The 20,783-nt window shown below is 67.7% G+C and carries 19 protein-coding genes and 1 tRNA gene; 3 read left to right on the forward strand and 17 right to left on the reverse strand.

Going from position 1 to position 20,783, the window contains the following annotated elements; genetic code table 11:
• Positions 1-7: 7 nt before the first annotated feature.
• From ACTIEY_RS14070 to ACTIEY_RS14105, 8 genes are all read right to left on the reverse strand, one after another.
• Complete coding sequence (locus ACTIEY_RS14070) at positions 8-1,282, reverse strand: putative DNA modification/repair radical SAM protein (protein ID WP_439519759.1); 1,275 nt, start codon at positions 1,280-1,282, stop codon at positions 8-10.
• A gap of 71 nt (positions 1,283-1,353) precedes the next feature.
• The gene (gene aac(3) / locus ACTIEY_RS14075; RefSeq protein WP_439519760.1) at positions 1,354-2,166 is read right to left on the reverse strand and encodes an aminoglycoside 3-N-acetyltransferase; all 813 of its coding nucleotides are present in this window, start codon (positions 2,164-2,166) and stop codon (positions 1,354-1,356) included.
• Positions 2,167-2,179: 13 nt separating this feature from the next.
• Positions 2,180-2,254 (reverse strand) — tRNA-Arg (locus tag ACTIEY_RS14080).
• 46 nt (positions 2,255-2,300) lie between these two features.
• Complete coding sequence (locus ACTIEY_RS14085) at positions 2,301-3,308, reverse strand: 2Fe-2S iron-sulfur cluster-binding protein (protein WP_439519761.1); 1,008 nt, start codon at positions 3,306-3,308, stop codon at positions 2,301-2,303.
• Complete coding sequence (locus ACTIEY_RS14090; RefSeq protein ID WP_439519762.1) at positions 3,305-4,273, reverse strand: PdxA family dehydrogenase; 969 nt, start codon at positions 4,271-4,273, stop codon at positions 3,305-3,307. The genes ACTIEY_RS14085 and ACTIEY_RS14090 overlap by 4 nt, the downstream gene beginning before the upstream one ends.
• Complete coding sequence (locus ACTIEY_RS14095) at positions 4,273-4,737, reverse strand: aromatic-ring-hydroxylating dioxygenase subunit beta (RefSeq protein ID WP_439519763.1); 465 nt, start codon at positions 4,735-4,737, stop codon at positions 4,273-4,275. Before ACTIEY_RS14095 ends, ACTIEY_RS14090 begins: the two co-directional genes overlap by 1 nt.
• Complete coding sequence (locus tag ACTIEY_RS14100; RefSeq protein ID WP_439519764.1) at positions 4,734-5,972, reverse strand: aromatic ring-hydroxylating dioxygenase subunit alpha; 1,239 nt, start codon at positions 5,970-5,972, stop codon at positions 4,734-4,736. The genes ACTIEY_RS14095 and ACTIEY_RS14100 overlap by 4 nt, the downstream gene beginning before the upstream one ends.
• 11 nt (positions 5,973-5,983) lie before the next feature.
• Positions 5,984-6,955: a Bug family tripartite tricarboxylate transporter substrate binding protein gene (locus ACTIEY_RS14105; RefSeq protein ID WP_439519765.1), complete on the reverse strand. Its 972-nt coding sequence runs from the start codon at positions 6,953-6,955 to the stop codon at positions 5,984-5,986.
• A gap of 76 nt (positions 6,956-7,031) precedes the next feature.
• Here ACTIEY_RS14105 and ACTIEY_RS14110 point away from each other — a divergent pair, with 76 nt between their 5' ends.
• The gene (locus tag ACTIEY_RS14110; RefSeq protein ID WP_439519766.1) at positions 7,032-7,832 is read left to right on the forward strand and encodes an IclR family transcriptional regulator domain-containing protein; all 801 of its coding nucleotides are present in this window, start codon (positions 7,032-7,034) and stop codon (positions 7,830-7,832) included.
• 6 nt (positions 7,833-7,838) lie between these two features.
• On the opposite strand, the gene ACTIEY_RS14115 is transcribed toward ACTIEY_RS14110, so the two are convergent.
• Entirely contained in the window at positions 7,839-8,765 is a 927-nt protein-coding gene (locus ACTIEY_RS14115) for a LysR family transcriptional regulator (RefSeq protein WP_439519767.1), read from the reverse strand.
• Between the two features lie 126 nt (positions 8,766-8,891).
• Here ACTIEY_RS14115 and ACTIEY_RS14120 point away from each other — a divergent pair, with 126 nt between their 5' ends.
• The gene (locus ACTIEY_RS14120) at positions 8,892-9,536 is read left to right on the forward strand and encodes an FMN-dependent NADH-azoreductase (RefSeq protein ID WP_439519768.1); all 645 of its coding nucleotides are present in this window, start codon (positions 8,892-8,894) and stop codon (positions 9,534-9,536) included.
• A 53-nt stretch (positions 9,537-9,589) separates the two neighbouring features.
• Here ACTIEY_RS14120 and ACTIEY_RS14125 read toward each other — a convergent pair whose 3' ends face one another.
• From ACTIEY_RS14125 to ACTIEY_RS14145, 5 genes are read right to left on the reverse strand one after another with little or no spacing between them, the layout of a single operon-like run.
• Positions 9,590-13,720, reverse strand: a complete 4,131-nt coding sequence (locus tag ACTIEY_RS14125; protein WP_439519769.1) for a translocation/assembly module TamB domain-containing protein — start codon at positions 13,718-13,720, stop codon at positions 9,590-9,592.
• 5 nt (positions 13,721-13,725) lie between these two features.
• Positions 13,726-15,753 carry an autotransporter assembly complex protein TamA gene (locus ACTIEY_RS14130; protein ID WP_439519770.1) on the reverse strand — a complete coding sequence of 676 codons (2,028 nt, stop codon included), beginning with the start codon at positions 15,751-15,753 and terminating at the stop codon, positions 13,726-13,728.
• A gap of 7 nt (positions 15,754-15,760) precedes the next feature.
• The gene (locus ACTIEY_RS14135) at positions 15,761-16,948 is read right to left on the reverse strand and encodes a vWA domain-containing protein (protein WP_439519771.1); all 1,188 of its coding nucleotides are present in this window, start codon (positions 16,946-16,948) and stop codon (positions 15,761-15,763) included.
• Between the two features lie 25 nt (positions 16,949-16,973).
• Complete coding sequence (locus tag ACTIEY_RS14140) at positions 16,974-17,576, reverse strand: GNAT family N-acetyltransferase (protein ID WP_439519772.1); 603 nt, start codon at positions 17,574-17,576, stop codon at positions 16,974-16,976.
• On the reverse strand, positions 17,573-18,415 hold the full coding sequence (locus ACTIEY_RS14145) for an AAA family ATPase (RefSeq protein WP_439519773.1): 843 nt from the start codon (positions 18,413-18,415) through the stop codon (positions 17,573-17,575). The genes ACTIEY_RS14140 and ACTIEY_RS14145 overlap by 4 nt, the downstream gene beginning before the upstream one ends.
• A 102-nt stretch (positions 18,416-18,517) precedes the next feature.
• Here ACTIEY_RS14145 and ACTIEY_RS14150 point away from each other — a divergent pair, with 102 nt between their 5' ends.
• Positions 18,518-19,186: a c-type cytochrome gene (locus ACTIEY_RS14150; RefSeq protein WP_439519774.1), complete on the forward strand. Its 669-nt coding sequence runs from the start codon at positions 18,518-18,520 to the stop codon at positions 19,184-19,186.
• A 51-nt stretch (positions 19,187-19,237) separates the two neighbouring features.
• Here the strand turns inward: ACTIEY_RS14150 and ACTIEY_RS14155 are convergent, their stop codons facing one another.
• From ACTIEY_RS14155 to ACTIEY_RS14165, 3 genes are read right to left on the reverse strand one after another with little or no spacing between them, the layout of a single operon-like run.
• Positions 19,238-19,672, reverse strand: a complete 435-nt coding sequence (locus ACTIEY_RS14155; RefSeq protein WP_439519775.1) for a DUF1841 family protein — start codon at positions 19,670-19,672, stop codon at positions 19,238-19,240.
• Between the two features lie 24 nt (positions 19,673-19,696).
• Positions 19,697-20,461, reverse strand: coding sequence for an IclR family transcriptional regulator (locus tag ACTIEY_RS14160; protein ID WP_439519776.1), 765 nt, complete (start codon positions 20,459-20,461; stop codon positions 19,697-19,699).
• Complete coding sequence (locus ACTIEY_RS14165; protein ID WP_439519777.1) at positions 20,458-20,763, reverse strand: NIPSNAP family protein; 306 nt, start codon at positions 20,761-20,763, stop codon at positions 20,458-20,460. The genes ACTIEY_RS14160 and ACTIEY_RS14165 overlap by 4 nt, the downstream gene beginning before the upstream one ends.
• Between the last annotated feature and the right edge of the window lie 20 nt (positions 20,764-20,783).

Consider the following 20,783-nt stretch of genomic DNA (forward strand, 5'->3'; position numbering starts at 1 on the left):
CGAATCCTCAGGCGCTCGCGGTGTCGAACAGGTCGGGCTGCGCCATCGTCGACGGCACCACGGACGCCACCGGGTTGAGCAACGCGGCGCCGGGGCGATGGTCGGGCAGGTGCACGAAGTCCAGCGCCTTTCGCCCGGCGGTGCCCAGGCGCTCCATGTCGGCGCGACGCAGGCGGCGCACGCGGCGCGCGTCCAGCAGGCGCTGCACCGAACGCACACCCAGCCCCGGAACGCGCAGCAGCGTCTCGCGCGGTGCGCGGTTCACATCCACGGGAAACAGTTCGGGATGCGCCAGCGCCCACGCGAGCTTCGGGTCCATGGCCATCGACAGCATGCCGCCCGGGAGCACCAGCTCCGTGGCGTCGAAACCGTAGAAGCGCATCAGCCAGTCGGCCTGGTAGAGCCGGTGTTCGCGCACCAGGGGTGCGGCCTGGCCGGGCAGTTTGGCGCTGGCGTGCGGAATCGGGCTGAACGCCGAGTAGTACACGCGCTTCAAGCGGTACCCGGCGTAGAGCGACGCGCTGGTCTGCAGGATGCAGCGGTCGTCAGAGTCGTCGGCGCCGATGATCATCTGCGTGCTCTGGCCGGCCGGTGCAAAGCGCGGCGGCGCGGCGCCCGTGCCCTTCTGGCCGGGCAGCGAGCGAATCTGTTGCGACTGCGTCTTCTGTTCGCGCGCGTCGTCCAGCCGCAGCCGGATGCCCGCCATCGACTGGCGGATCTGCTGGCTGCTCTTGCCGGGCGCCAGCGCATCGAGCGAGGCCTGGCTGGGCAACTCGATGTTGATGCTCAGGCGGTCTGCGTACCGCCCGGCCTGCGCCAGCAGGGCTTCGTCCGCGTCGGGAATCGTCTTCAGGTGGATGTAGCCGCGAAAGGCATGCACTTCGCGCAACTGGCGCGCCACTTCCACCAGCTGCTCCATGGTGTAGTCGGGCGAGCGGATGATGCCGGAGCTGAGGAAGAGGCCTTCGATGACGTTGCGGCGGTAGAAATCCAGCGTGAGGTTCACCACCTCTTCCACCGAGAAACGCGCGCGCTCCACATCGCTGGAGATGCGGTTGACGCAGTACAGGCAGTCGTAGACGCACCAGTTGGTGAGCAGGATTTTCAGGAGCGAAATGCAGCGGCCATCCGGCGCGTAGCTGTGGCAGATGCCCATGCCTTCGTTCGAACCCAGGCCCTTCTGGTCGCTGGAGTTGCGGCGCGTACCCCCGCTGGACGCGCACGACGCGTCGTATTTCGCGGCATCGGCGAGGATGCGGATCTTGCGGGCCACGGTGCTCATGCTGTAAGGATATACAGTATTCGGGCGTCCCAGGTCACCCCTGTGCAAACCGCACCGCGCCCGTGGGTCTTTCAGCGGAAACGCGCTTCCAGCCAGGCCTTGCCGTACGACACGATGTCCTGCGCATCGAACAGGTGGCACTGGGCCTGGCCCACGCGACCGGTGCGGTGCCGGCCCTCTGCCGCGTAGGCCCTGGCGATGGTTTCCACGGCATCCATCGCGCCTTCTTCGGCGAAACAGTCGAGGATGCCGTTGGAATCCAGCTCATCGGCGCGGCGCCAGACCTTGCGGCCGTGTTCATCCAGCACCGGTTGTTCATAGCTCACGCGGCGCTTGCCGGGCAGGTCGGCGATGGCCTCTGCGTAGTGCAACACGGTGATCGCGTCCAGAGGTGCTCCGAGCATCAACACCTGTCCGCCACTTTGCACGAAGCGTTCCAGTGGTGACCCGACACCGTAAGCCTCGCCGAGCGCGTGTTCGCTCACGAGTTCTTGCGCCCTGGCGCCGATGGCAGCCATGTTGGCATCGGGGTGTGCGCTGCGCACGGCGCCCGGCAGCTGGCAGAGAAACGCATTGAGCAAGCCGAATTCCCGGTAGGTGCCCGACGTCTTCGGATCGAATGCAGGCCAGGCCTCGCGTTCGGCGGCGCCGAGGTGCGCGCCGTTGAGCGTCTCTTCGTAGGGGGAACGGTCCCAAGACACGTATGCCATCAGCGTGCCATCTGGGCTCACGCTCTCGAGCAGGGCGCGCGCCACCTCGGCAGCACCCCCTTGCACCGGGCCCAGGGCCTTGAGCGATGCGTGGACCATGACGGTGTGGCCAGGACCCACGCCGAGCGCGTGCAGTTGTTCGACGAGCTGATGGCGTGTCAGCGGGGCGTGCATGGGAAGGTGGGGCTGGTACCACCAACAGGAATCGAACCTGTATCTAGCGCTTAGGAGGCGCTCGTTCTATCCATTGAACTATGGCGGCGAAAAAGAGCCCGCATTGTACGGTGGGGTCCCAAGCGCTCTCCTGCTCACGCGGGCGCCGCCGACGGTCCCGGCACGAACACGTCGGCGTGGAAGTCCTCGGGAGCGAGGCCTTTCTCTGCCGCCGCCGAGCGCACCGCCGACACCATGGGCGGCGAGCCGCAGCAGTAGACGACGTGTCCTCCGAGGGCCGCACAACACTGGCGCAAGGCGTCGTCCGCGCGGCCGGCAAAGGCGTCGTCCGACGGCACGTCGCTCAGCGCGGCAATGAATCGAAAATCCGGCCACTGCTTCTGCCAGCGCTCCACCGCCGAACGCAGGTACAGGCCGGCTGGCTCGCGGGCGCCCCAGATCAGCGTGATGTCGCGCTGCACGCGCTTCTTCAGCATGTCATCCAGGATGGACTTGACCGGTGCGAAGCCGGTGCCGCCGGCCACGAACACGATGGGTCGTGTGTCTTCGCTCGCCAGGGCCACGTTGCCAAAAGGCAGTTCGATGCGGAGCGGGTCCCCCGGCGCGAGTTGCGCCACGCGTTGGCTGAACTGGCCGCCAGCCACGTGGCGGATGTGCAGCGTGGCACCATCGCTCTCGTGAGGCGGATTGGCCATGGAATAGCACCGCGCGCTGCCGTCTTCCAACAGGATCTGCAGGTATTGGCCGGCCTGGAACTTCGCGCGCTGGCCGGCAGGCAGGCGCAAGCGCAGCACCGAGACATCGGGTGCGGCCAACTGGTTGCTGTAGACCTTGGCGGTCAAGGTCTTTCGCGCGGAAGGATCGACGCGTTTCCACGACGCGGGCTGCAGCACCACGTCCGTGGTGGGTTCGCACAGGCAGTAGAGCACCTGGTCCGGTCCGCAGGTGTCGTTGCGGATGGCTGCGCCGTTGAGGCCGCGGACCTCGCCCGATGCGATGCTGCCCACGCAGCTGCCGCACACGCCTTTGCGGCAGGAGTAGGGCAACTCGATGCCGGCGCGCAGGGCAGCATCGAGCAGGCTCTGGCCGGGCGGGTTGTCGAACGTGACTTCGGTGGCCTCGATGGCGATGGAATGGTTCATGGGATGGCTGGCGAGGGCGTCTGGCCGGACAGCAGGGCGATGGTGCGCAGCAGCGCAGTCGGGTCCGCGATGCCGCGCCCCGCGATGTCCATGGCGCTGCCGTGGCCCACGCTGGAGAGCAGCGCGTCGGCACCGATGCTGAGTGCGCTCGCTGCGTTGGGCGCGAGCAACTTGATGGGAATGTGGCCCTGGTCGTGCAACATCGCCACGTACAGGTCGTGGCGGCGTTGCGACAGCACCATGTCGGCACCGTGGGGTCCGTCCACTCGGTAGCCTTCGGCGCGCAGGGTTGCCATGGCGGGCACCACGATGCCTTGGTCTTCAGGGCCGAACAGCGTGCCTTCAGAGGCATGCGGGTTGATGCCGAACACACCGATGTGGGGGTCGTTCACGCCCAGCAGGGCGCAGGCGCGCACGGCGGAGCGCACCGCCCGCTCGATCAGCGCAGGCGTGAGGCGGTCCAGCGCGGTGCGCACGCTTTCGTGCAGGGTCACGTGCACGATGCGCAGGCCACCGCCCACCAGCAAGAGGAACACCTCGTCCTCGGGCACGCCGCAGACGCGTGCCACGAGCGATGGATAGCCGCTGAAGGCCATGCCGGCCTGGTGGATGGCGGTCTCATGGTGCGGGCAGGCGATCACGGCGTCGAAATCACCTGCTCGCACGGCTTGCAACGCGGCGGTGGCGCTGGCGATGGTGGACGCGCCGGCGGCGGCATCGACGCGGCCCGGCACGGCAGCGCTGGTGGGCAGTGTTCCGGCCTCCACATGCCGCAACGTCGACCACAACGCAGACAGGTCACAAACCTGGGCGGCGCGCTGCAGCACCTCGCCGGGCCCGAACACCGTGATGCGATCTCGCGCCGTGTCGTCGAGCGCGGCCAGGGCCTTCAGTGCAATCTCCGGCCCGATGCCGTTGGGGTCGCCACTGGACAGTGCCAGGCGGCGCGGGGGAGGCGTGACCATCACAGCGGCAACGCCATCAGCGTGTCGGTCACGGTGCTGTCGCAGATCGCCACGCGTTCGGCCAGCAGCAGTCGGTCCGCGTCGCGCACGAAGCGGTCGCGGTACTCGCCGGTGGCGAACACCTCGCTCTGGCCAGTGGCCATGATGCGCACCACCACGAAAGACGTGCGTGCCCGTGCCGACGCGTCATCGGCCGACTCCACCATCGGCAGGCCCAGCAGATGCCGGTAGCGCTGGCGCTCGTAGATGTTGGCTTCGCGCAGCGCGGCGATGCGGTCTTCGAGCATGGCGCGAGAGTCGGCGTACACGATGCCGGCGGCCAGGCCTTCCTGTTCGTTCTCCACATGGGTGATGCGGTAGTGGCAGTCTTCGGTGAAGAAGGCGGGCCAGGCTTCAAGGGCGTCGCTGTCGATGGTGTGGCCGTAGCGCGCGTTGAAGGCGGCAATGCTGAGCAGATCGATCACGGCGTGGCCTCCATGTGGGCGCGGTACGCCTTCCAGAACCCGCGCACCGAGGTTTCGGTGGCCCGACCCTCGCTGGAACCGGATTCGTCGCCCCCCATTTCCACCACGGCTTCCATGCCGCTCGCGCCCGCAATGCCGCGTTGCACGAACCCGCCTACCGCACCGTCTTCCATCGAGATGAAGCCGGCCGGCCCCACGAGGTTGGACTGCTTGAGGCGCACCTTGCGCTGCTCGGGCGTGTCGTCGGTGTAGCCGAAGTAGGTCCAGTTCAACTCGGTGCGGTCCACGCCCTTCGGCAGAACCTGTCGCACCGCCAGGCAGTTCTGGATCTGCTGGAGCACGAAGCCGGGGAACACGGACAGGATCTGGAGCGTGACGCCGTCGTCGTATTCGTGAAAGCCCGCGAGCACCGACGGATCCTTCAGCCGGTAGCGGTCGTTGTCGGAGCGCAGCGCCTGGTCCTTGTACGACGAATCCTTCTCCGCCGTGGTGTCGATCATCGAGTAGCTCACGTGGTGGCCACCGGATTCGTCGACGATCACGCCGCCCTTCTGCGACAGGCGGTTCAGCTCGAAGGTGGTGAAGAACATGTGCAGCAGGCTGGCGTGGTAGCTGTCCTTGACGTTCTCCACGTACAGCTTCCAGTTGTTGGGCAGTGCCTGCGTGAAGCGGCCGATGACCTCCACCGGCTTGTGCATCACGCGCTCGATGCGTTGGCAGATGTCCTCACCGAGGTAGTCCTCGATGTCGGGCACGTCTTCGGAGAAGCTGCCGAACACCAGGCCGCAGTACACGGCGACGCGCAGCTTGCGCGGCCCATGCTCTTCCTTGCAGAAATCGGGCGGCATGCCACCCTGGCCCTTGACGCCCTTTTCGAATGCCACGCCGGTCAGGTCGCCCTGGCGGTTGTAGCTCCACGCGTGGTAGACACACTGGAAGTTCTCGGCCTTGCCCGATTTCTCCAGCGCGATCAGCGCGCCACGGTGGGCGCAGCGGTTCTCGAAGGCGTAGATCTCGTCGTCGCCATCGCGCACCACCACCACCGGCGTGGTGCCGGCAAACGTGGTGCGGTAGCTCCCGGCTTCAGGAATGTCGGCGTCGAGGCACAGGAAGTTCCAGGTGTTGCCACGAAAGATCCGCTCCTGTTCCTGCTCGGGCACCCGAGCGTCACTGTAGAGCGCGTAGGGGATGCGCGTGAGCGCGTCGCTGCGCCAGTGGATGGTCTGTTCCTGCATGTCGGTTTCTCTTACTCCAGCGTCACATTGGCGCTCTTGATGACTTTGTTCCACTTCGCGGACTCGGCCTGGATGAAGCGGCCGGTCTGCTCGGTGGACCAGCCGCGGGGCTCGGCACCCTGCTCGGCAAAGCGGGCCTTGACATCGGGCATGGCCATGGCGTCGGCCAGTTGCTTCTGCAACACGGTGGCGGTGGCCGCAGGCGTGCCGGGTGGCGCTACCACGGCAAAGAAGGTCACGGCATTCATGCCGGCGACTTTCGACTCTTCAAACGTGGGGATCTGCGGCAGCGCAGCCGAGCGAGCCGCGTCGGCCACGGCCAGGATGCGCAGCTTGCCCGTGTTGTGGAACTGTGCCGACGAACTCAGGTTGTCGAAGAACACATCGACCTGCCCACCGACGAGGTCGACCAGCGCGGGTGCGGTGCCGCGGTAGGGGATGTGCGTCATCTCGGTGCCGGTCAGCTGCATGAACAGGCTGGCCGTGAGGTGCGATGTAGAGCCATTGCCCTGAGACGCGTACGTCACCTTGCCTGGATTCGCTTTCAGGTAGGCGATGAACTCGGCCACGTTCTGCGCCGGCACCTTGGTGCTGACGGCCAGCACATTCGGCACCGTGGCCATCACGGTGACCGGCACCCACTGCGTGGGATCGAACGAGAGCTTCTTGTAGAGGTGGTGGTTGATGGCGATCGGACCGGGAGGCGACGCGAGCAGCGTGGTGCCATCCGGGGTGGAGCGGAACACCGATTCGGCACCGATGTTGCCGCCCGCGCCGGTTCGGTTCTCCACCACCACGCCGGCCGGGTAATGCGTGCGCAGCTTCTCGGCCAGGATGCGAGGCAGCACGTCGGCGGTCCCACCAGCGGGGAACGGCACGATGAGTTTCAGGGGCTGGTTGTTCGATTGGGCAAACGCACTGCCGACCAGGCAGGAGGCGAGTGCGATCGCAGCGCCGAGGCGGCGAGAGAAGAGTCGTGGCATGGGTGGTCTCCGCGGTTCACTGTGGGGCCGGCCAGTGTCATTGCACGGGACCCCGGGAACAAGCTAGATTTGCGCCATGCGCAAGAATGAATCCACTGCATTGATAGAGGTCAATGCACCCGACCGCCATTTCGTCACATCCCTGCAGAAGGGTATGGACGTGTTGACGTGCTTTGGCCGTCAGCACAGCCGCCTCACGCTCTCCGAGGTCGCGCGGCTGACCGGCATGTCGCCAGCGTCCGCACGGCGTTCCTTGCTGACGCTTCATCAGCTCGGCTATCTGGACAGCGATGGCAAGCGCTTCTGGATGTTGCCGCGCGCCCTGCTGGTGGCCCATGCCTACCTGTCCTCGCGTCCCATGCCATCGCTGGCGCAGCCCTTGCTGGACGCGTTGTCCGAGCGCACCCGCGAGTCCGCGTCGCTCGGCCAGTTGCTCGACAACGACGCGATCATCGTGGCGCGATCGACAGCCCGACGAAGCCTGAGCACCGGGCTGGGCATCGGCTCGCGGCTGCCGGCGTATTGCTCCGCGCTGGGACGCGCTTTGCTGGCTGGCTTGCCGCCGGCCGAAGCGCTGGCCCGCGTGCGCGGCATGAAGCGCGTGGCGCTCACGCCGCAGACGGTGCACAGCGTGCCACGCGTCATGGAACTTCTGGAGCGCTGCCGCGCAGAAGGCTTCGCCACCAACGATGGCGAACTGGAGATCGGTGTGCGGTCGATGGCGGTGCCTGTGCGCGACCAACAGGGCCAGGTGGTCGCGGCCATGAGCATTGCCGTGCGGGTGGAACGCATGAACATGAGCGAGCTGCGCGAAGCGTTCCTGCCCATGCTCCACCGCGCGCGCGACACATTGGCTGCGCGGCTTTTTCCTGTGTGAGCGCGCTCAGGCCAGGCTGCCCCGGCGCAGCAGGTTGCCGCAGACGGGCACGTATTCACCGAGAAAGTCGAGAAAGCTGCGCACCGCGGGCGACAGGCCCCGACGCGAGGGAAACACCGCGTGCACCACGCCCACCGGTCGGGTCCATTCGGGCAGCAACTGCACCAGGCGCCCGTCGCGCAGTTCGTCCTCGCACATGTAGTCGGGCAGGGAACACATGCCGGTGCCGCCGAGCACGGCGAGCTTGAGGGTGAGCAGGTCGTCGGCAATCAGGCGCGGGCGCTGATGCAGCACGGCCTCGCGGCCATCGGTGTGCGTGAGAGGGATGCTGACGTGGCCGTCCGTGGCCGACATCGCCACGCTGTCGAGCCGGCTGGCTTCTTCCACCGTGGCGGGCGTGCCCTGGCGTTCGAGCAGCCTGGGGCTGGCCACCAGCACCGAGCGCGCCTCGTCCAGCCGCTTGATCACCAGGCTGCCGCTTTCCTCCAGCGTGAGGCGCACGCGCAGCGCCACGTCCACGCCTTCTTCCACCAGGTCCACCACGCGGTTGTTGACCTCCATGTCCACCTGCACCTGCGGGTGACGCTCCAGATAGATCGGCAGCACATCGCCCAGCACGGTCTGCGCCAGCGTCACCGGGCAGACCACGCGGATGGTGCCGCGCGGTTCGGTCTGCACCTCGGCCACGGCGTCGGCGGCGGCCTGCGCCGATTCGCGCAGCGCGAGGCAGTGGCGCAGGTAGGTCTCGCCGATGGCCGTGAGCGAGAGCTTGCGGGTGGTGCGCTGCAGCAGCCGGACGCCGAGCTGCGCTTCGAGCTCGGCCACGCGGCGCGACAGCCGCGACTTGGGCACGCCCAGGGCGCGGCCCGCCGCCGCAAACCCGCCGCGCTCGACCACCTCGGCGAAGAAGAGCATGTCGTTCAGATCCTGCATGGGGCCTCCTGATTGTCCTGCCAGTGGAACGATGTGGCGCAATTTTGCCGTCTTATCACGCAATCGATCTGAAAAGACAATCTATCCATGGCCACGGATGTGGCTTTCAACTTCAGGAGCCTTTTCATGAAACTGCTGCACATCGACTCTTCCATCACCGGCGACCAGTCGGTCTCCCGCGAACTGACCGCCCGCACGGTGGCGGCCTGGGTGGCCGCCCACCCGGGCACGCAGGTCGAATACCTGGACCTGGCCACCGCCGTGGTACCCCACCTGGGTGCCGATGCGCTGGGTTTTCGCACCGGCCAGGCCGCTGCGACCGACGCGCAACGCCGGGAGAATGCGCTGTCTGAAGCGCTGGTGAGCCAGTTCCTCGCGGCCGATGTGGTCGTGATCGGTGCTCCGCTCTACAACTTCACCATCCCCACCCAGCTCAAGGCCTGGATCGATCGCATCGCCCAGGCAGGCCGCACCTTCACGTACACCGACAAGGGCGCCGTCGGCCTGGCCGGTGGCAAGACCGTGATCGTGGGCTTGAGCCGCGGCGGCGTGTATTCCACCAGCGAAGGTGGACGCGCCATGGAACACCAGGAAACCTACCTGCAGACGGTGCTGGGGTTCTTCGGCATCACCGACGTGCGTTTCGTGCGCGCCGAAGGCGTGGCCATGGGCCCGGAGCCGAAAGCGAAGGCGCTGGCTGCCGCAGAGGGTGAGATTCGGGCGCAGACGGCCGTGGCGGCCAATCAGCCAGAAGTTGCTCAAGTCGCCTGAGCGAAGTGACGTGATCCAGAACACCGTGACGCGCCGCAGGCGCGGCGCGGGGTTCAGTCATATGTGTGCGTGAAGATCAGATCGATCGCGTTCTCTTCCCCGGCTCTTGCGCGCACCGTGACGCGGCGTGAGAGGTCGTAGAACATCGACACCGTGCCCATGGCGCCGGCCAGGCTGCTCTCGTAGCTGAGGTACAGGCGGTTGGACAGCCGCTTGCCCAGCGTGAGCGCGGCAGAAGCCGTGGAGCCGTCGGCGTTGGTGGAACTGCCCGCGAACGACAGCTCGTCCAGGCCCAGCGCACCGGCCAGGCCACCGTCGAGCCGGCCGCCGCTGCGCGCCAGCAGCGCCAGCGCGGCCTGCTGCAGCACCGCGGCTTCAGCCCCGGCGCCGCTGGCCGGGCGGCCCAGCACCAGCCAGGCCAGCTTCTCGCTGTCAGGCAACTCAGGATCGGAGAACAGGCGCACGCGCGGAACCTGCGCCGTGCCGCTGATGATCACGCCCACCCGCTGCGTGGTGTTGGGGCGCACGGCGGTGATGTCCAGCGTGGGGTTGTCGTACGGCCCGGTGAAGCGCAGCACACCGGTTTCAATGTTCAGTGCCTGCCCGTAGGCGCGGTAGGTGCCCCGCACCGTGCGCACCTCGCCCAGGACCCGCGGCGTGGGTTGGGCGGGTGTGCTGCGCAGGTTGATGTTGCCGGTCAGGCGCGTCTGCAGGCCCTGGCCGCGCACCTCGAAGTTGTTGCCCAGGTCCAGGTCCACCAGCACGTCGGGCTGCACGCGAAAGGCGTTCGGGTCCTCCAGCGGGATCTCGGTGCCACGCACCACCACGTCGTCGCCGAGCGTGGGCGTGGTTTCGTCCGGCAGGATGAAGAGCGCCTCGTCCGCGGTGAGCTGGCCGCGCAGCTTGAGCGCCGGGCCAGCGAGCTCGGCCTGCAGTTCGCCCGAGAGCGTGAGCCGGCGGTCCGGCCGCGTCGACACGCGCAGCCGGGTGGCGGTGGCCTGCAGGTTGATGTAGGGCTGGCGGCGCTCGGTGCCGTCCACCATCACGTTGCGCCACTCGGTGGTGCCGCTGGCCAGCAGCGTGCCGCCGTTTTCCACGCCACCGCGTCCCTGCAGGTAGAAGCGGTCGATGGTGATGCGTTCGCCCGCCAGCGTGGCGCGCAACTGTCCGCGCGAGAACGAGATGCCGTTGACCAGCGAGCGCAGCGCCAGGTCGTCGGCGTTGAGCTTGCCGCTGAGCAGCGGTGCCGCGCGCGTGCCAGCCACCGTGAGGTCGGCCGAGAGCGATCCGCGCACGCGCCAGCCCGGTGGCGCCAGCGCCGACCACACGCCGACCTGCGGCAGACTGGCCTGCACCGTGCCGCGCAGCGGTGCCTGCGCCGGCCAGTGCCAGGCGGTCTCGTCCGCGCCCGGCGGGCTCAGGGTGGTGGACAGGTCGGCCGTGGCCAGGCCCAGGCGTTCGCTGTCCCAGCGCAGGCGGGCCTGCACGTTGCTGCCCTGCGTGTCGATGTTCAGGCGCGCCTCGCGGATGCCGGTCTGGAGGCGTTGCGTGGACGTGGTGTTCTCGTCGAAGGCGCCGTCGGTCTGCACCGACAGGTCGCCGCTGCGTCGCTGAAGTTGTGCCGACAGGCGCGGCGGCGTTGCGGCATCGGCGGGCAGGAACAGGTCCCAAGAACCGTCGAAGACCACATCGCCACCCAGGCCGGCCTGGCTCAGCGGCCCGTAGCGCGCCCCTTCGGCGGTGGCCAGCGCATCGACCCACGACAGGGGCAGCCCGGTGAGCTGGCCGCGGGTGTCCAGCGCGCCGGCCTTCCACGTGAGGCGTTCCCAGGCGAGCGTCATGGGGCTGGCGTCGGTCGGCGTGGTGGCGGCCGCCGCCATGGCCACGGTGTCGCCGCGCGAGGGCGTGGGGGCCGCGGAGCGGCGGTTGAAGGAAGGCTGCAGCCGCAGCCGTCCCGGGTCGGCCTGCAGGCTGAGCGCTGTGCTGCGCGCACCCTGCCACTGGAGGCCGAGCGCCGCCGCGCTCTCCAGCGTCCAGGTCACGCTGCGGTCGGCACGGGCGCTGTCGGTGGCCTGCAACCGGAAACGGCTGAGGTCCAGACGCCCGGTGTCGATGTCGGGCTGGCGCGCGCCGCCCAGTTGCACGGTGCCCTCTGTGGCCAGGAGGCCGCGCCACGGTCCCTGCTCGGCGCTGGCGGCAAGCTCCAGCGCCAGACGATCGGGCGTGCCGCTGGCCTGCAGCTTGAGCGCGCTCAGGTCGACCGTTTGCGGGGTGGTGGGGCTGGTCTGGTTGCCAGTCGCCACGTCGCGCGTGACGCGCAAGCGGGGCGAATCCAGGTTCAGGCTCAGGCGTGGCGCTGCGACAGCCTTCGCACCCTTTGGCGGGGCCGGGTAACCGAAAGCGCCCAGGCCGCCCTGCCAGCCGGCGCGCAGGCGTGCGCTGCCCTCGAGCGCCAGGCCGGGCTGGACTTCCAGCGCGGTGCGGATCGGCGGCCCCACCACGGGCAGTGTCTGCAGGCTGCGCACCCACTCGAGCAGCCGGCTCGCGTCGGCGAGCTGAAGGTCCAGATCGCCGCCACCCTGGGCGTGCGCCGCCTGGCCTTTCCAGTCGGCCTGCGCACCCGGCAGCTGCAACGCCAGCTGGCCGTCGAAACTGAGCGCGGCGGTGTCGACGCTGCCACGGCCCTCCAGCGTGGCGTCGGCCGCGTTCAGCCGCACCTCTCGCAGATCGAGCACCCCTTGCGCCGCGTTGCCGGCCGACGGGCGCCACAGGCCCTGAACATCCAGCTCGCGAAGGCGCAGGCCGGCCAGGGCGCTCGCCCGGGGTTGCGTGCCCGAAGGGCGCACGCGGGCCACGAGGTCGATCGCCGCGCGCTCGGTGTTGGCGTCCACTGCGCGCGCGGTGAACTGGCCATCCAGCGCGGCGGGTGCGATCGCGCTCCAGAGCAGGGCGGGATTGATGCGGGCGGCCTTGAATTCGCCCTGCCACTGGCCGAGCGGTGACGCCTGCGCGCCCGTGGCCGGCTCCCACCAGCCCTCGCCCTGCAGGGTGCCGCCACCGAGCTGCGCGTCGACGCGGGTGAGCGTCCAGCGCGCGCCGCGCTGCTCCAGATCGGCGTTCAGGCGCTCCAGCGGCAGCCGTTGCCGGTCGGCCGGGCCGCTGGCGGCATTGGCCAGCCGCAGTTCGGCGCGCCAGGCGTCGCCATCGGGTCGGGCCTGCACCGTGCCGCTGAGCAGGGTGGCAGGTGCCTGCGGCCAGAGCGCGGCGAGATCCAGCCGGTTCATCGTGGCGTCGGCCGACTCGATGGGCTGCGGCAGCCAGGGTCGCAGTCGGGCCCTGGCGTCCAGCGTGGTCGCCTCGGTGCCGACGGCCCCGCCGGTGGTGCGCAGGCTGGCGGTGGCGTCGAGCGCGGCGTCCACCGTGGCCAGCGTGCCCGTGATGCGGGCGACCGCGCTCAGTGTGACGGCCTCGCCGCCGCCGGGCACCGTGGCCTGCACCTCGCCCTGGGCGTCCAGGCGCAAAGGCATGGGGGCTTGCGCGCCCAGCACCGCCTGCACCTGGTAGCGCCCGCCGGCCACCTGCAGGTTTTCCAGATCGATCTGGTGCGCATCGGCCACGTCCAGGCTCCAGACGCTGTCGGCCGGGCGGTAGCGGTACTGGCCCTTGAGGCCGCTGAGGGTGAGCGGGTCTTGGCCCTGCATCACCAGTTCGCCGATGGACCAGGGCAGGGTGACGGGCAGCGGCAGCGTGATGGGCTGGAGCGGCTCCAGCGGACTCGGCGGACGCTGGTCGTCGATCTCCAGGCGGCCGATGTCGAGCTGCGACAGGCGCACGCCGCGCCCGAGCAGCGCGTCGGCCCAGAACCAGCCGCTCAGGCCGATGCGCGTTTCGGTGGCCTGCACGTTCAGGCCGTCGCGTCGCCAGCTCAGGTGCCCGATGCGTCCGCCGCGCAGCAGGCTGCCCTCCACCTCGGCGACCTCGATGGTGCCGGCCTCGATGCCCTGCCGGGCCATGAAAGCCTGGCCCCAGCGGATGGATTGCGCCAGCGAGCCCGACGAACTGGCCCACAGGCCGAAACCGAGCAGCACCAGCACCACCAGCGCGGCGGTGGTGCCAACCACCCAGCGCACCACCCGGCCCGTGCGCGAGGGTGGTGGCGGGGTCGTGTCGGGCGAAGTGCTCATCCGGTTCAGAACGTGAAGCCCACGTTCAGGTGGATGCGAAAACGCTGGGTCTTCAGGCCGTAGGCCAGGTCCAGCTGCAGCGGTCCCACCGGGCTGTTGAAGCGGATGCCGGTGCCCACGCCCCACACCGGGTCGAGGTCGCCGGCCTTGTTGGCCACCGCGCCGCCGTCGATGAAGATCACGTTCTCCCAGTTGGAGCGGTTGTCGCTGTTGAAGATCGGGCGCTGCCATTCCAGGCTCACCACCGCCTTGTAGCGACCGGGCCCGATGGTGCCGTCCGGGCGCTGCACGCCGATGTCGCGCAGGCCGTAACCGCGCACGGTGTTGTCGCCGCCGGTGATGAAAAGCTGGGTGTCGGGAATGGGCGCCGCGTCGCGCGCCATGATGGCGCCGCCTTCCACACGCAGTGCCAGGCGGCCCAGTTCCGTGCGGCGCGCCGCCGGCGTGCTCACTTCCCGCGCCTGCCCTGGCACCGGTGTGGCCACCGGTGCCGGCCTGCCGAGCGGCCAGTAGGTGAGCCATCGGGCGTGCGTGCGACCAAAGGGCAGGCGGGTGGTGCCCAGCGTGTAGCCGGCGCCCAGTTCCACGGCCAGCCCGTAGCCGCTCTGCGGAAAGATCAGGTCGTCGAAGCGCCTGCGTGTCCAGGCGTAGTTGGCGGTGATGGACGAGTCGGCCACCTCGGTGGCCGGATTGCGCGCCGCTTCGTTCACCACCCGCGCGCGGTCGTACTGAAGGTAGTAGGCCCGGTCGTACTCCACCCCCAGCTGCGTCTGGCCCACGCGCATGCGCTGGCTGCTGGTGATGGTGGTTTCGTCAAGTTGCCTGGCCAGTTGGGCGCCCACGATCTTGCGCCATCCATCGCCGTCGGGTGGCGAACTCAGCTCGGTGGCGGCCAGCTGGTCGATGCGCTCGAGCTGCAGCTTGCTCAATGCGCGCCAGCCGATGCCCGGCACGCTGTTGTGCGTGTGTTCGAGCGACAGGCGCGCGCCGTTGTCGGTGCTGCCACCCACGCCGATCACCACCTTCTGCTTCTTGCTCTCCCGCAACTGCACCATCACCGGCAGCGTCTGGCCATCCAGCGTGGGCTCCACATAGACGAACACCGAGTCGTAGTACCCGCTCTCGGCGATGCGGCGCTGGGCATCCTGGAGGCGCGACAGGTCGTAGTCGCTCCCGGGCGTGAGGCCCGAGAGCCGCACCAGGCGTTCGGCGGTTTCAGCGTCGTAACGCTCTGCGCCCTGAACCACCACGTCGCCGATGCGCATGGCCTGTCCGGAGTCGAGTTCGATGTAGAGATTGGCCACCCGCTGGTTGTTGTCGATGTCGGCCAGGCTGTTCTGGATGCGGCCGTTGGGATAGCGCTCGGCTATCAGGCGGCGCAGCGAGGCGGACTTGGTGCGGTCCCAGTCGGCCTGCGAGAACGGAAGGCCCTGGCTCAACGCGGCTTCGCGCTGGATGTCGGCACGCTGATCCGCTGCTTCGGGTGCGTTCGCAATGTCGCCCACAAAGGACACATTGACACTGGCGATCTGCGTCACCGGACCCGGATCGACGCGCACCGTGACCGTTCCCAGCGGCTGCGGCGCGGCGGCTCCGTTCTGAGGTGCCGTGGCTTCGCCCAGGCCCGGCGGTGCCGTCACTTCGACCACCGGCGTGAAGTGCCCGAGCGTGGCCAGCAGTTCGCGCAGGTTGTCCGGCGCCTGCGCGAGCAGCCGGCCCAGTTCGTTGGCATCGAGGTTGCGCTGTTCGCGGTAGCGCTGCAACTCCATGTGGCGCAGCAGGAAATCGCGCTGGGCTTCTGGCGCCTGCATGTCGATCTCGAAGCGCGGCCCGGCGGGTGGGCGCGCAGCCCGCGCGCGCCGCGCCTGTTCACGAGTCTGTTGTTCGTCCGCGGCGTCTTCGCCGCTCGCCTCGGCAGGGGCGGCCACGGGCGCTGACGGCGCTTGCGAGAGCGCCGTCAGGGGTGAGAGCAGCAACCCGCAAAGCAGGTAGAAGCAGACCAGGCCAGCCCGGTCCGCAGAGGCCAGTTTCATTCAGGGGTTATTTCGAGAGCAAACGCATCGTGTCCTCCAGCCCCTTCAGGGTCAGCGGGTACATGCGCTGGCTCATGAGTTGCTGGATCACGCTGATGCTCTGTCGATACTGCCACACGCCCTGAGGTTCCGGATTGACCCATGCGAATTTCGGAAATGCGTGGGTGAGGCGCTGCAGCCACTCGGCACCCGCCTCCTCGTTGTTGTATTCCACGCTGCCGCCAGGTTGCAATATTTCGTAAGGACTCATGGTGGCGTCGCCCACGAAGATGAGTTTGTAGTCCTTGTTGTATTTGCGGATGATGTCCCAGGTCGGGAATTTCTCGGCATAGCGCCGCCGGTTGTTCTTCCACATGAAGTCGTAGACGCAGTTGTGGAAGTAGTAGAACTCGAGGTGCTTGAACTCGCTCTTGACGGCGGAGAAGAGCTCCTCCACCCGCTGGATGTGCTCGTCCATGGTGCCGCCCACGTCCATGAGCAGCAGCACTTTCACGTTGTTGTGCCGCTCCGGGATCATCTTGATGTCGAGGTAGCCGGCGTTGGCGGCGGTGGCGCGGATGGTGTCGGGCAGGTCGAGCTCGAAATCGTTGCCCTCGCGCGCGAACTTGCGCAGCCGGCGCAGGGCCACCTTGATGTTGCGCGTGCCGAGCTCCTGGGTGTCGTCGTAGTCGCGGTAGGCGCGCTGCTCCCACACCTTCACGCCGCTCTTGCCACCCCCCTTGCCGCCGATGCGCACGCCCTGAGGATTCACGCCGCCGTTGCCGAACGGCGAGGTGCCACCTGTGCCGATCCACTTGCTGCCGCCCTCATGGCGTTCCTTCTGCTCTTCCAGACGCTTCCTCAGCGTCTCCATGAGCTCGTCCCAGTCCATCTTCGGCGCGTTGGCCTTCTGCTCCTCCGACAGGATGCGTTCCATTTCCTGGCGCAGCCAGTCCGCCGGGATCGGCTTGGTGAAGTCCGCGATCATCTCCACGCCCTTGAAGTAGGCGGCGAAGGCCCGGTCGAACTTGTCGTAGTGCTTCTCGTCCTTCACCAGCGCGGTGCGCGCGAGGAAGTAGAAATCGTCCATGGAGCAGGCTTCCGGGTTGCGCGGGCCGACCACGTCGGCCTGCAGCGCTTCCAGCAGCATCAGGTATTCCTTCACCGACACCGGCAGCTTGGCCGAGCGCAGCGTGTAGAAGAAGTCGATCAGCACGGTGCGATCTCCTGGAGATGTTCGCTCAGCCCCGCGGCTTGTTGAGCTGCCAGCGCAGGTGGGCCTTCACCGTGGGCCACTCGCTGGCGATGATGCTGAAGACGACCGTGTCGCGCAGCGTGCCGTTCGGGCTGATCTGGTGGTTGCGCAGTACGCCGTCCTGCTTGGCGCCCAGGCGGGCGATGGCTTCGCGGCTGTCAAAGTTGAACCAGTGGGTTCGGAACTCCACCGCCACGCAATCCAGCTTTTCGAACGCGTGCTTGAGCAGGATGAGCTTGGCTTCGGTGTTCAGCCCGGTGCGTTGCACGCTGCGGCTGTACCAGGTGTGGCCGATCTCCAGGCGCCGGTTCTTCGCATCCACGTTGAAATAGCGCGTGGAGCCGACGATCCTGCCGTCCGACTTGCGGCGCACCACGAACGGCATGGCGCCCAGTTCGTCGCGCATCTTCATGGCGGCATCCATGTAGCCCACCACAGCGTCGGGCGTGGCCACGCCCGTGTACCAGAGGTTCCAGAGCTCGCCGTCCCTGGCCGCTTCCAGCAACTCGTCGGCGTGGCGACGCTCCATGGGCTCGAGCACGACCCAGTTGCGCCCGGTCAGGGTGACGGGATCGATGAAGCGGCTCATCGGTTTCTCTGGTTCATGAACACGAGCTTTTCAAACAAGGTCGTGTCCTGCTCGTTCTTCAGCAGCGCACCCACCAGCGGTGGCACGCTCACCTTGCTGTCGGCACTTTGCAAGGCTTCCAGCGGAATGTCCTCGGCCATCAGCAGCTTGAGCCAGTCCAGCAGCTCGGAGGTCGACGGCTTCTTCTTGAGGCCAGGCAGGTTGCGCACGTCGTAGAAGGTCTTCATGGCCGCGGCCAGCAGTTCCTTCTTGAGCTTGGGGAAGTGCACGTCGACGATGCGTTGCATGGTCTCGGCGTCCGGGAACTTGATGTAGTGGAAGAAGCAGCGGCGCAGAAAGGCATCGGGCAGCTCTTTTTCGTTGTTGGAGGTGATGAACACCAGCGGGCGGTGCTTGGCGCGGATCAGCTCGTGGGTCTCATAGCAGTAGAACTCCATGCGGTCGAGCTCGCGCAGCAGGTCGTTCGGGAATTCGATGTCGGCCTTGTCGATCTCGTCGATCAGCAGGGCCACCGGCTGATCGGCCGTGAAGGCCTGCCAGAGCACGCCCTTGACGATGTAGTTGTGGATGTCCTTGACCCGCTCATCGCCCAGCTGGGAGTCGCGCAAACGGCTCACCGCGTCGTATTCGTACAGACCTTGCTGCGCCTTGGTGGTGCTCTTGATGTGCCACTGCAGCAAAGGCAGGTTCAGCGATTGCGCCACTTCCTCGGCCAGCATGGTCTTGCCGGTGCCGGGCTCTCCCTTGACGAGCAGCGGGCGCTGCAGGGTGATGGCGGCGTTCACGGCCAGCATCAGGTCCTGCGTGGCGACGTAGTTCTCGGAGCCTTTGAATTTCATGAGGAGCTTCGTGCAAGGGGTTGGGGGTAGGGTGGCGTTCGCCCAGTCTATATAATCAGCGGTTGATTTTTCATCGCCCGTCCCATTCATTGTGCTTGCAAAATGATCCAAACGTTGTCCACGATCGCCCGTACCCTTGTCGCCGCTGCGACGCTCTCCGTGGTGACCATCTCCGCCCAGGCCCAGGGCGTGACGGGTGATGTGCAGGCCGGCCAGAAGAAGGCCGAAATGTGCATTGGTTGCCATGGCATCCAGGGTTACCAGAACAGCTTTCCCGAAATTCACAAGGTGCCCAAGATCTCGGGCCAATCGGGCGCCTACATCGTTTCTGCGCTCAACGCCTACAAGAAGGGCGACCGCAAGCACCCCACCATGCGCGGCATTGCCGCATCGCTGAGCGAGCAGGACATGGCCGACCTGGCCAGTTTCTATGCCTCGCATGCCGACAAGACCGCACCGGAGGCCCCCAAGTCGGCCAGCACCAAGGCCGCTGCCCTGATCGAGAAGGGCGCCTGCGCTTCCTGTCACGGTGCCAACTTCAGCAAGCCCATCGACCCCAGCTACCCGAAGATCGGCGGCCAGCATGCCGACTACCTGTTCTTCGCGCTCAAGGCCTACACGGTCGAAGGCAACCACGTCATCGGCCGTTCCAACGGCATCATGGCCGGCATCGCCAAGCAGTACACGCCCGCCGAAATGCGCGAGATCGCGAAGTACCTGGCGTCGGTCGAAGGCGAACTCAAGATCGTGCCGCAGCCGCGCTTCAAGTAAGCCGGGCTCCACCCGATCAAAAAGCCGCTCTGAGAGCGGCTTTTTTTTGTTTCAGTCGCGGGTCGCTCGCTGGCGCACGGCCTCGATGTAGGCCTGCCCATCGGGTGGCCGGCCGGCGCGCTGGCTCTCCCACAGCATGGTGCCCAGGCACTCCATCACCTCGTGGTGCGCCGCGTGCAGGTCGCCGCGCCGAGCGGCCAGCAGCTCGACGGCCTGGCGGATGCCCGGGGGCTGGTCGATGCTGCACTGCTCGCTGATGGACAGGTGCATGGACAGGTGCAGGAAGGGGTTGTCGCGCCCGGCGTCGGCCTCGCCGAGCCGGGCCAGGGCCGCCTCCACGTCGGAAAGTTCGGCGTGGTGTTCGGGGTGCTCGTCGATCCACTGGGCGGCCAGCGTTTCAATGGCCTCCATGGTTTCGCTGGCGCGCGACTTGGCGTAGACGGAACAGTAGAAACGCCGGACGTCGGCCTGGGACGGATTGAACATGGCCTCAGCGTAGCACGCAGGATTTCAGGCGTTCGCGGCCCCGGACTGCTGGGCAATCTCGGCGGCGGCGGCGCGGGTGACGCGGATCACCTGCGCGAGTTCGGCATCGCTCACGCGGCGCAGCGGCATGATGGTCGTCAGGCTGCCTTCGACCTCGCCGCCTGCGCGCAGGATGGGCACGCCGATGCCCATCAGGTCGGCGTCGATCTCCCCCAGGCCGATGTAGTGGCCCTGGTTGCGGATGGTCTTGAGCTTCTGGCGGAACTCGGTCCAGTTCTCGCCCAGGCCGGCCTCGCGGATCTCGTGCGCGTGCAGCAGCATCAGGTTGCGCAACCGGCTCTCGGGCAGCCAGGCGAGGATCGCGCGCGAGGGAGAACCCCGGAACATCGGAAAAGGCCGGCCGCGTTCCATGCTGGAGCGGATGCGAGGGTCCACGCGTTCCTGGTGGATGCACAGCACTTCGTCCGCAAAGTGGGTGCACAGCAGTTGGGCGCTGCCCAGCTCGGCGCAGGCGCGCTGCATCACCGCAGGCCCGTGGCGCGAAAGCGGGTCCGACAGGCGGATCTGCCGGTCCAGCACGACGAAGCGCGGCCCCAGGCGGTAGCGGCCGTCGCCCGCCGGGGCCAGCAGGCCCGCGTTCATCAGGTTCTTGATGTACCGGTACTGCGTCGCGCGCGACACCGCCATCACCTCACCAATGCGGTCGGCCGTCCACTGGGGTTGTTCGGGCGTGAACAGGTCGATCACGCGCAGCAGCCGTTCCAGGCTGCTCGGGGGCGTGGCGCTCAAAGCAGCTGGGTCATGAGCCGGTTGCTCATGGACTGGATCATGGGTCGCACCTCGCCCAGGTAGGCCTGCCAGCCCGGTTCTGCGGCGAGCTCGGCCCGGCGTTTGGCCCGCTCTTCAAAGGACTCGTAGCGCCAGATGCTGACGATGGCGTTGAGCTCGCCGATTTCGGTGGCGTAGTAGCCCACCAGGCCACCCAGGATGCGGGTCTGCAGTTCCATGCCGCCGCTGCGGTGGTAAGCCGCCATGAAATCGGCGGGCGACGAGGTGGCATGCAGGACGTAGCAGCGTTCTTCGATCAGCACGGGTTCTCCTTGAGGGTGGC

It is taken from the genome of Hydrogenophaga sp. (genome assembly GCF_051858985.1).
In the GTDB taxonomy this organism is placed as follows: domain Bacteria; phylum Pseudomonadota; class Gammaproteobacteria; order Burkholderiales; family Burkholderiaceae_C; genus Hydrogenophaga.

What these genes read in the sequence shown, in the direction of transcription:
- ACTIEY_RS14070 (WP_439519759.1), bottom strand. Translation starts at nt 1,282, where the DNA reads ATGAGCACCGTGGCCCGCAAGATCCGCATCCTCGCCGATGCCGCGAAA.
- ACTIEY_RS14085 (WP_439519761.1), bottom strand. Translation starts at nt 3,308, where the DNA reads ATGAACCATTCCATCGCCATCGAGGCCACCGAAGTCACGTTCGACAAC.
- ACTIEY_RS14090 (WP_439519762.1), bottom strand. Translation starts at nt 4,273, where the DNA reads ATGGTCACGCCTCCCCCGCGCCGCCTGGCACTGTCCAGTGGCGACCCC.
- ACTIEY_RS14100 (WP_439519764.1), bottom strand. Translation starts at nt 5,972, where the DNA reads ATGCAGGAACAGACCATCCACTGGCGCAGCGACGCGCTCACGCGCATC.
- ACTIEY_RS14105 (WP_439519765.1), bottom strand. Translation starts at nt 6,955, where the DNA reads ATGCCACGACTCTTCTCTCGCCGCCTCGGCGCTGCGATCGCACTCGCC.
- ACTIEY_RS14110 (WP_439519766.1), top strand. Translation starts at nt 7,032, where the DNA reads ATGCGCAAGAATGAATCCACTGCATTGATAGAGGTCAATGCACCCGAC.
- ACTIEY_RS14115 (WP_439519767.1), bottom strand. Translation starts at nt 8,765, where the DNA reads ATGCAGGATCTGAACGACATGCTCTTCTTCGCCGAGGTGGTCGAGCGC.
- ACTIEY_RS14120 (WP_439519768.1), top strand. Translation starts at nt 8,892, where the DNA reads ATGAAACTGCTGCACATCGACTCTTCCATCACCGGCGACCAGTCGGTC.
- ACTIEY_RS14125 (WP_439519769.1), bottom strand. Translation starts at nt 13,720, where the DNA reads ATGAGCACTTCGCCCGACACGACCCCGCCACCACCCTCGCGCACGGGC.
- ACTIEY_RS14130 (WP_439519770.1), bottom strand. Translation starts at nt 15,753, where the DNA reads ATGAAACTGGCCTCTGCGGACCGGGCTGGCCTGGTCTGCTTCTACCTG.
- ACTIEY_RS14140 (WP_439519772.1), bottom strand. Translation starts at nt 17,576, where the DNA reads ATGAGCCGCTTCATCGATCCCGTCACCCTGACCGGGCGCAACTGGGTC.
- ACTIEY_RS14145 (WP_439519773.1), bottom strand. Translation starts at nt 18,415, where the DNA reads ATGAAATTCAAAGGCTCCGAGAACTACGTCGCCACGCAGGACCTGATG.
- ACTIEY_RS14150 (WP_439519774.1), top strand. Translation starts at nt 18,518, where the DNA reads ATGATCCAAACGTTGTCCACGATCGCCCGTACCCTTGTCGCCGCTGCG.
- ACTIEY_RS14155 (WP_439519775.1), bottom strand. Translation starts at nt 19,672, where the DNA reads ATGTTCAATCCGTCCCAGGCCGACGTCCGGCGTTTCTACTGTTCCGTC.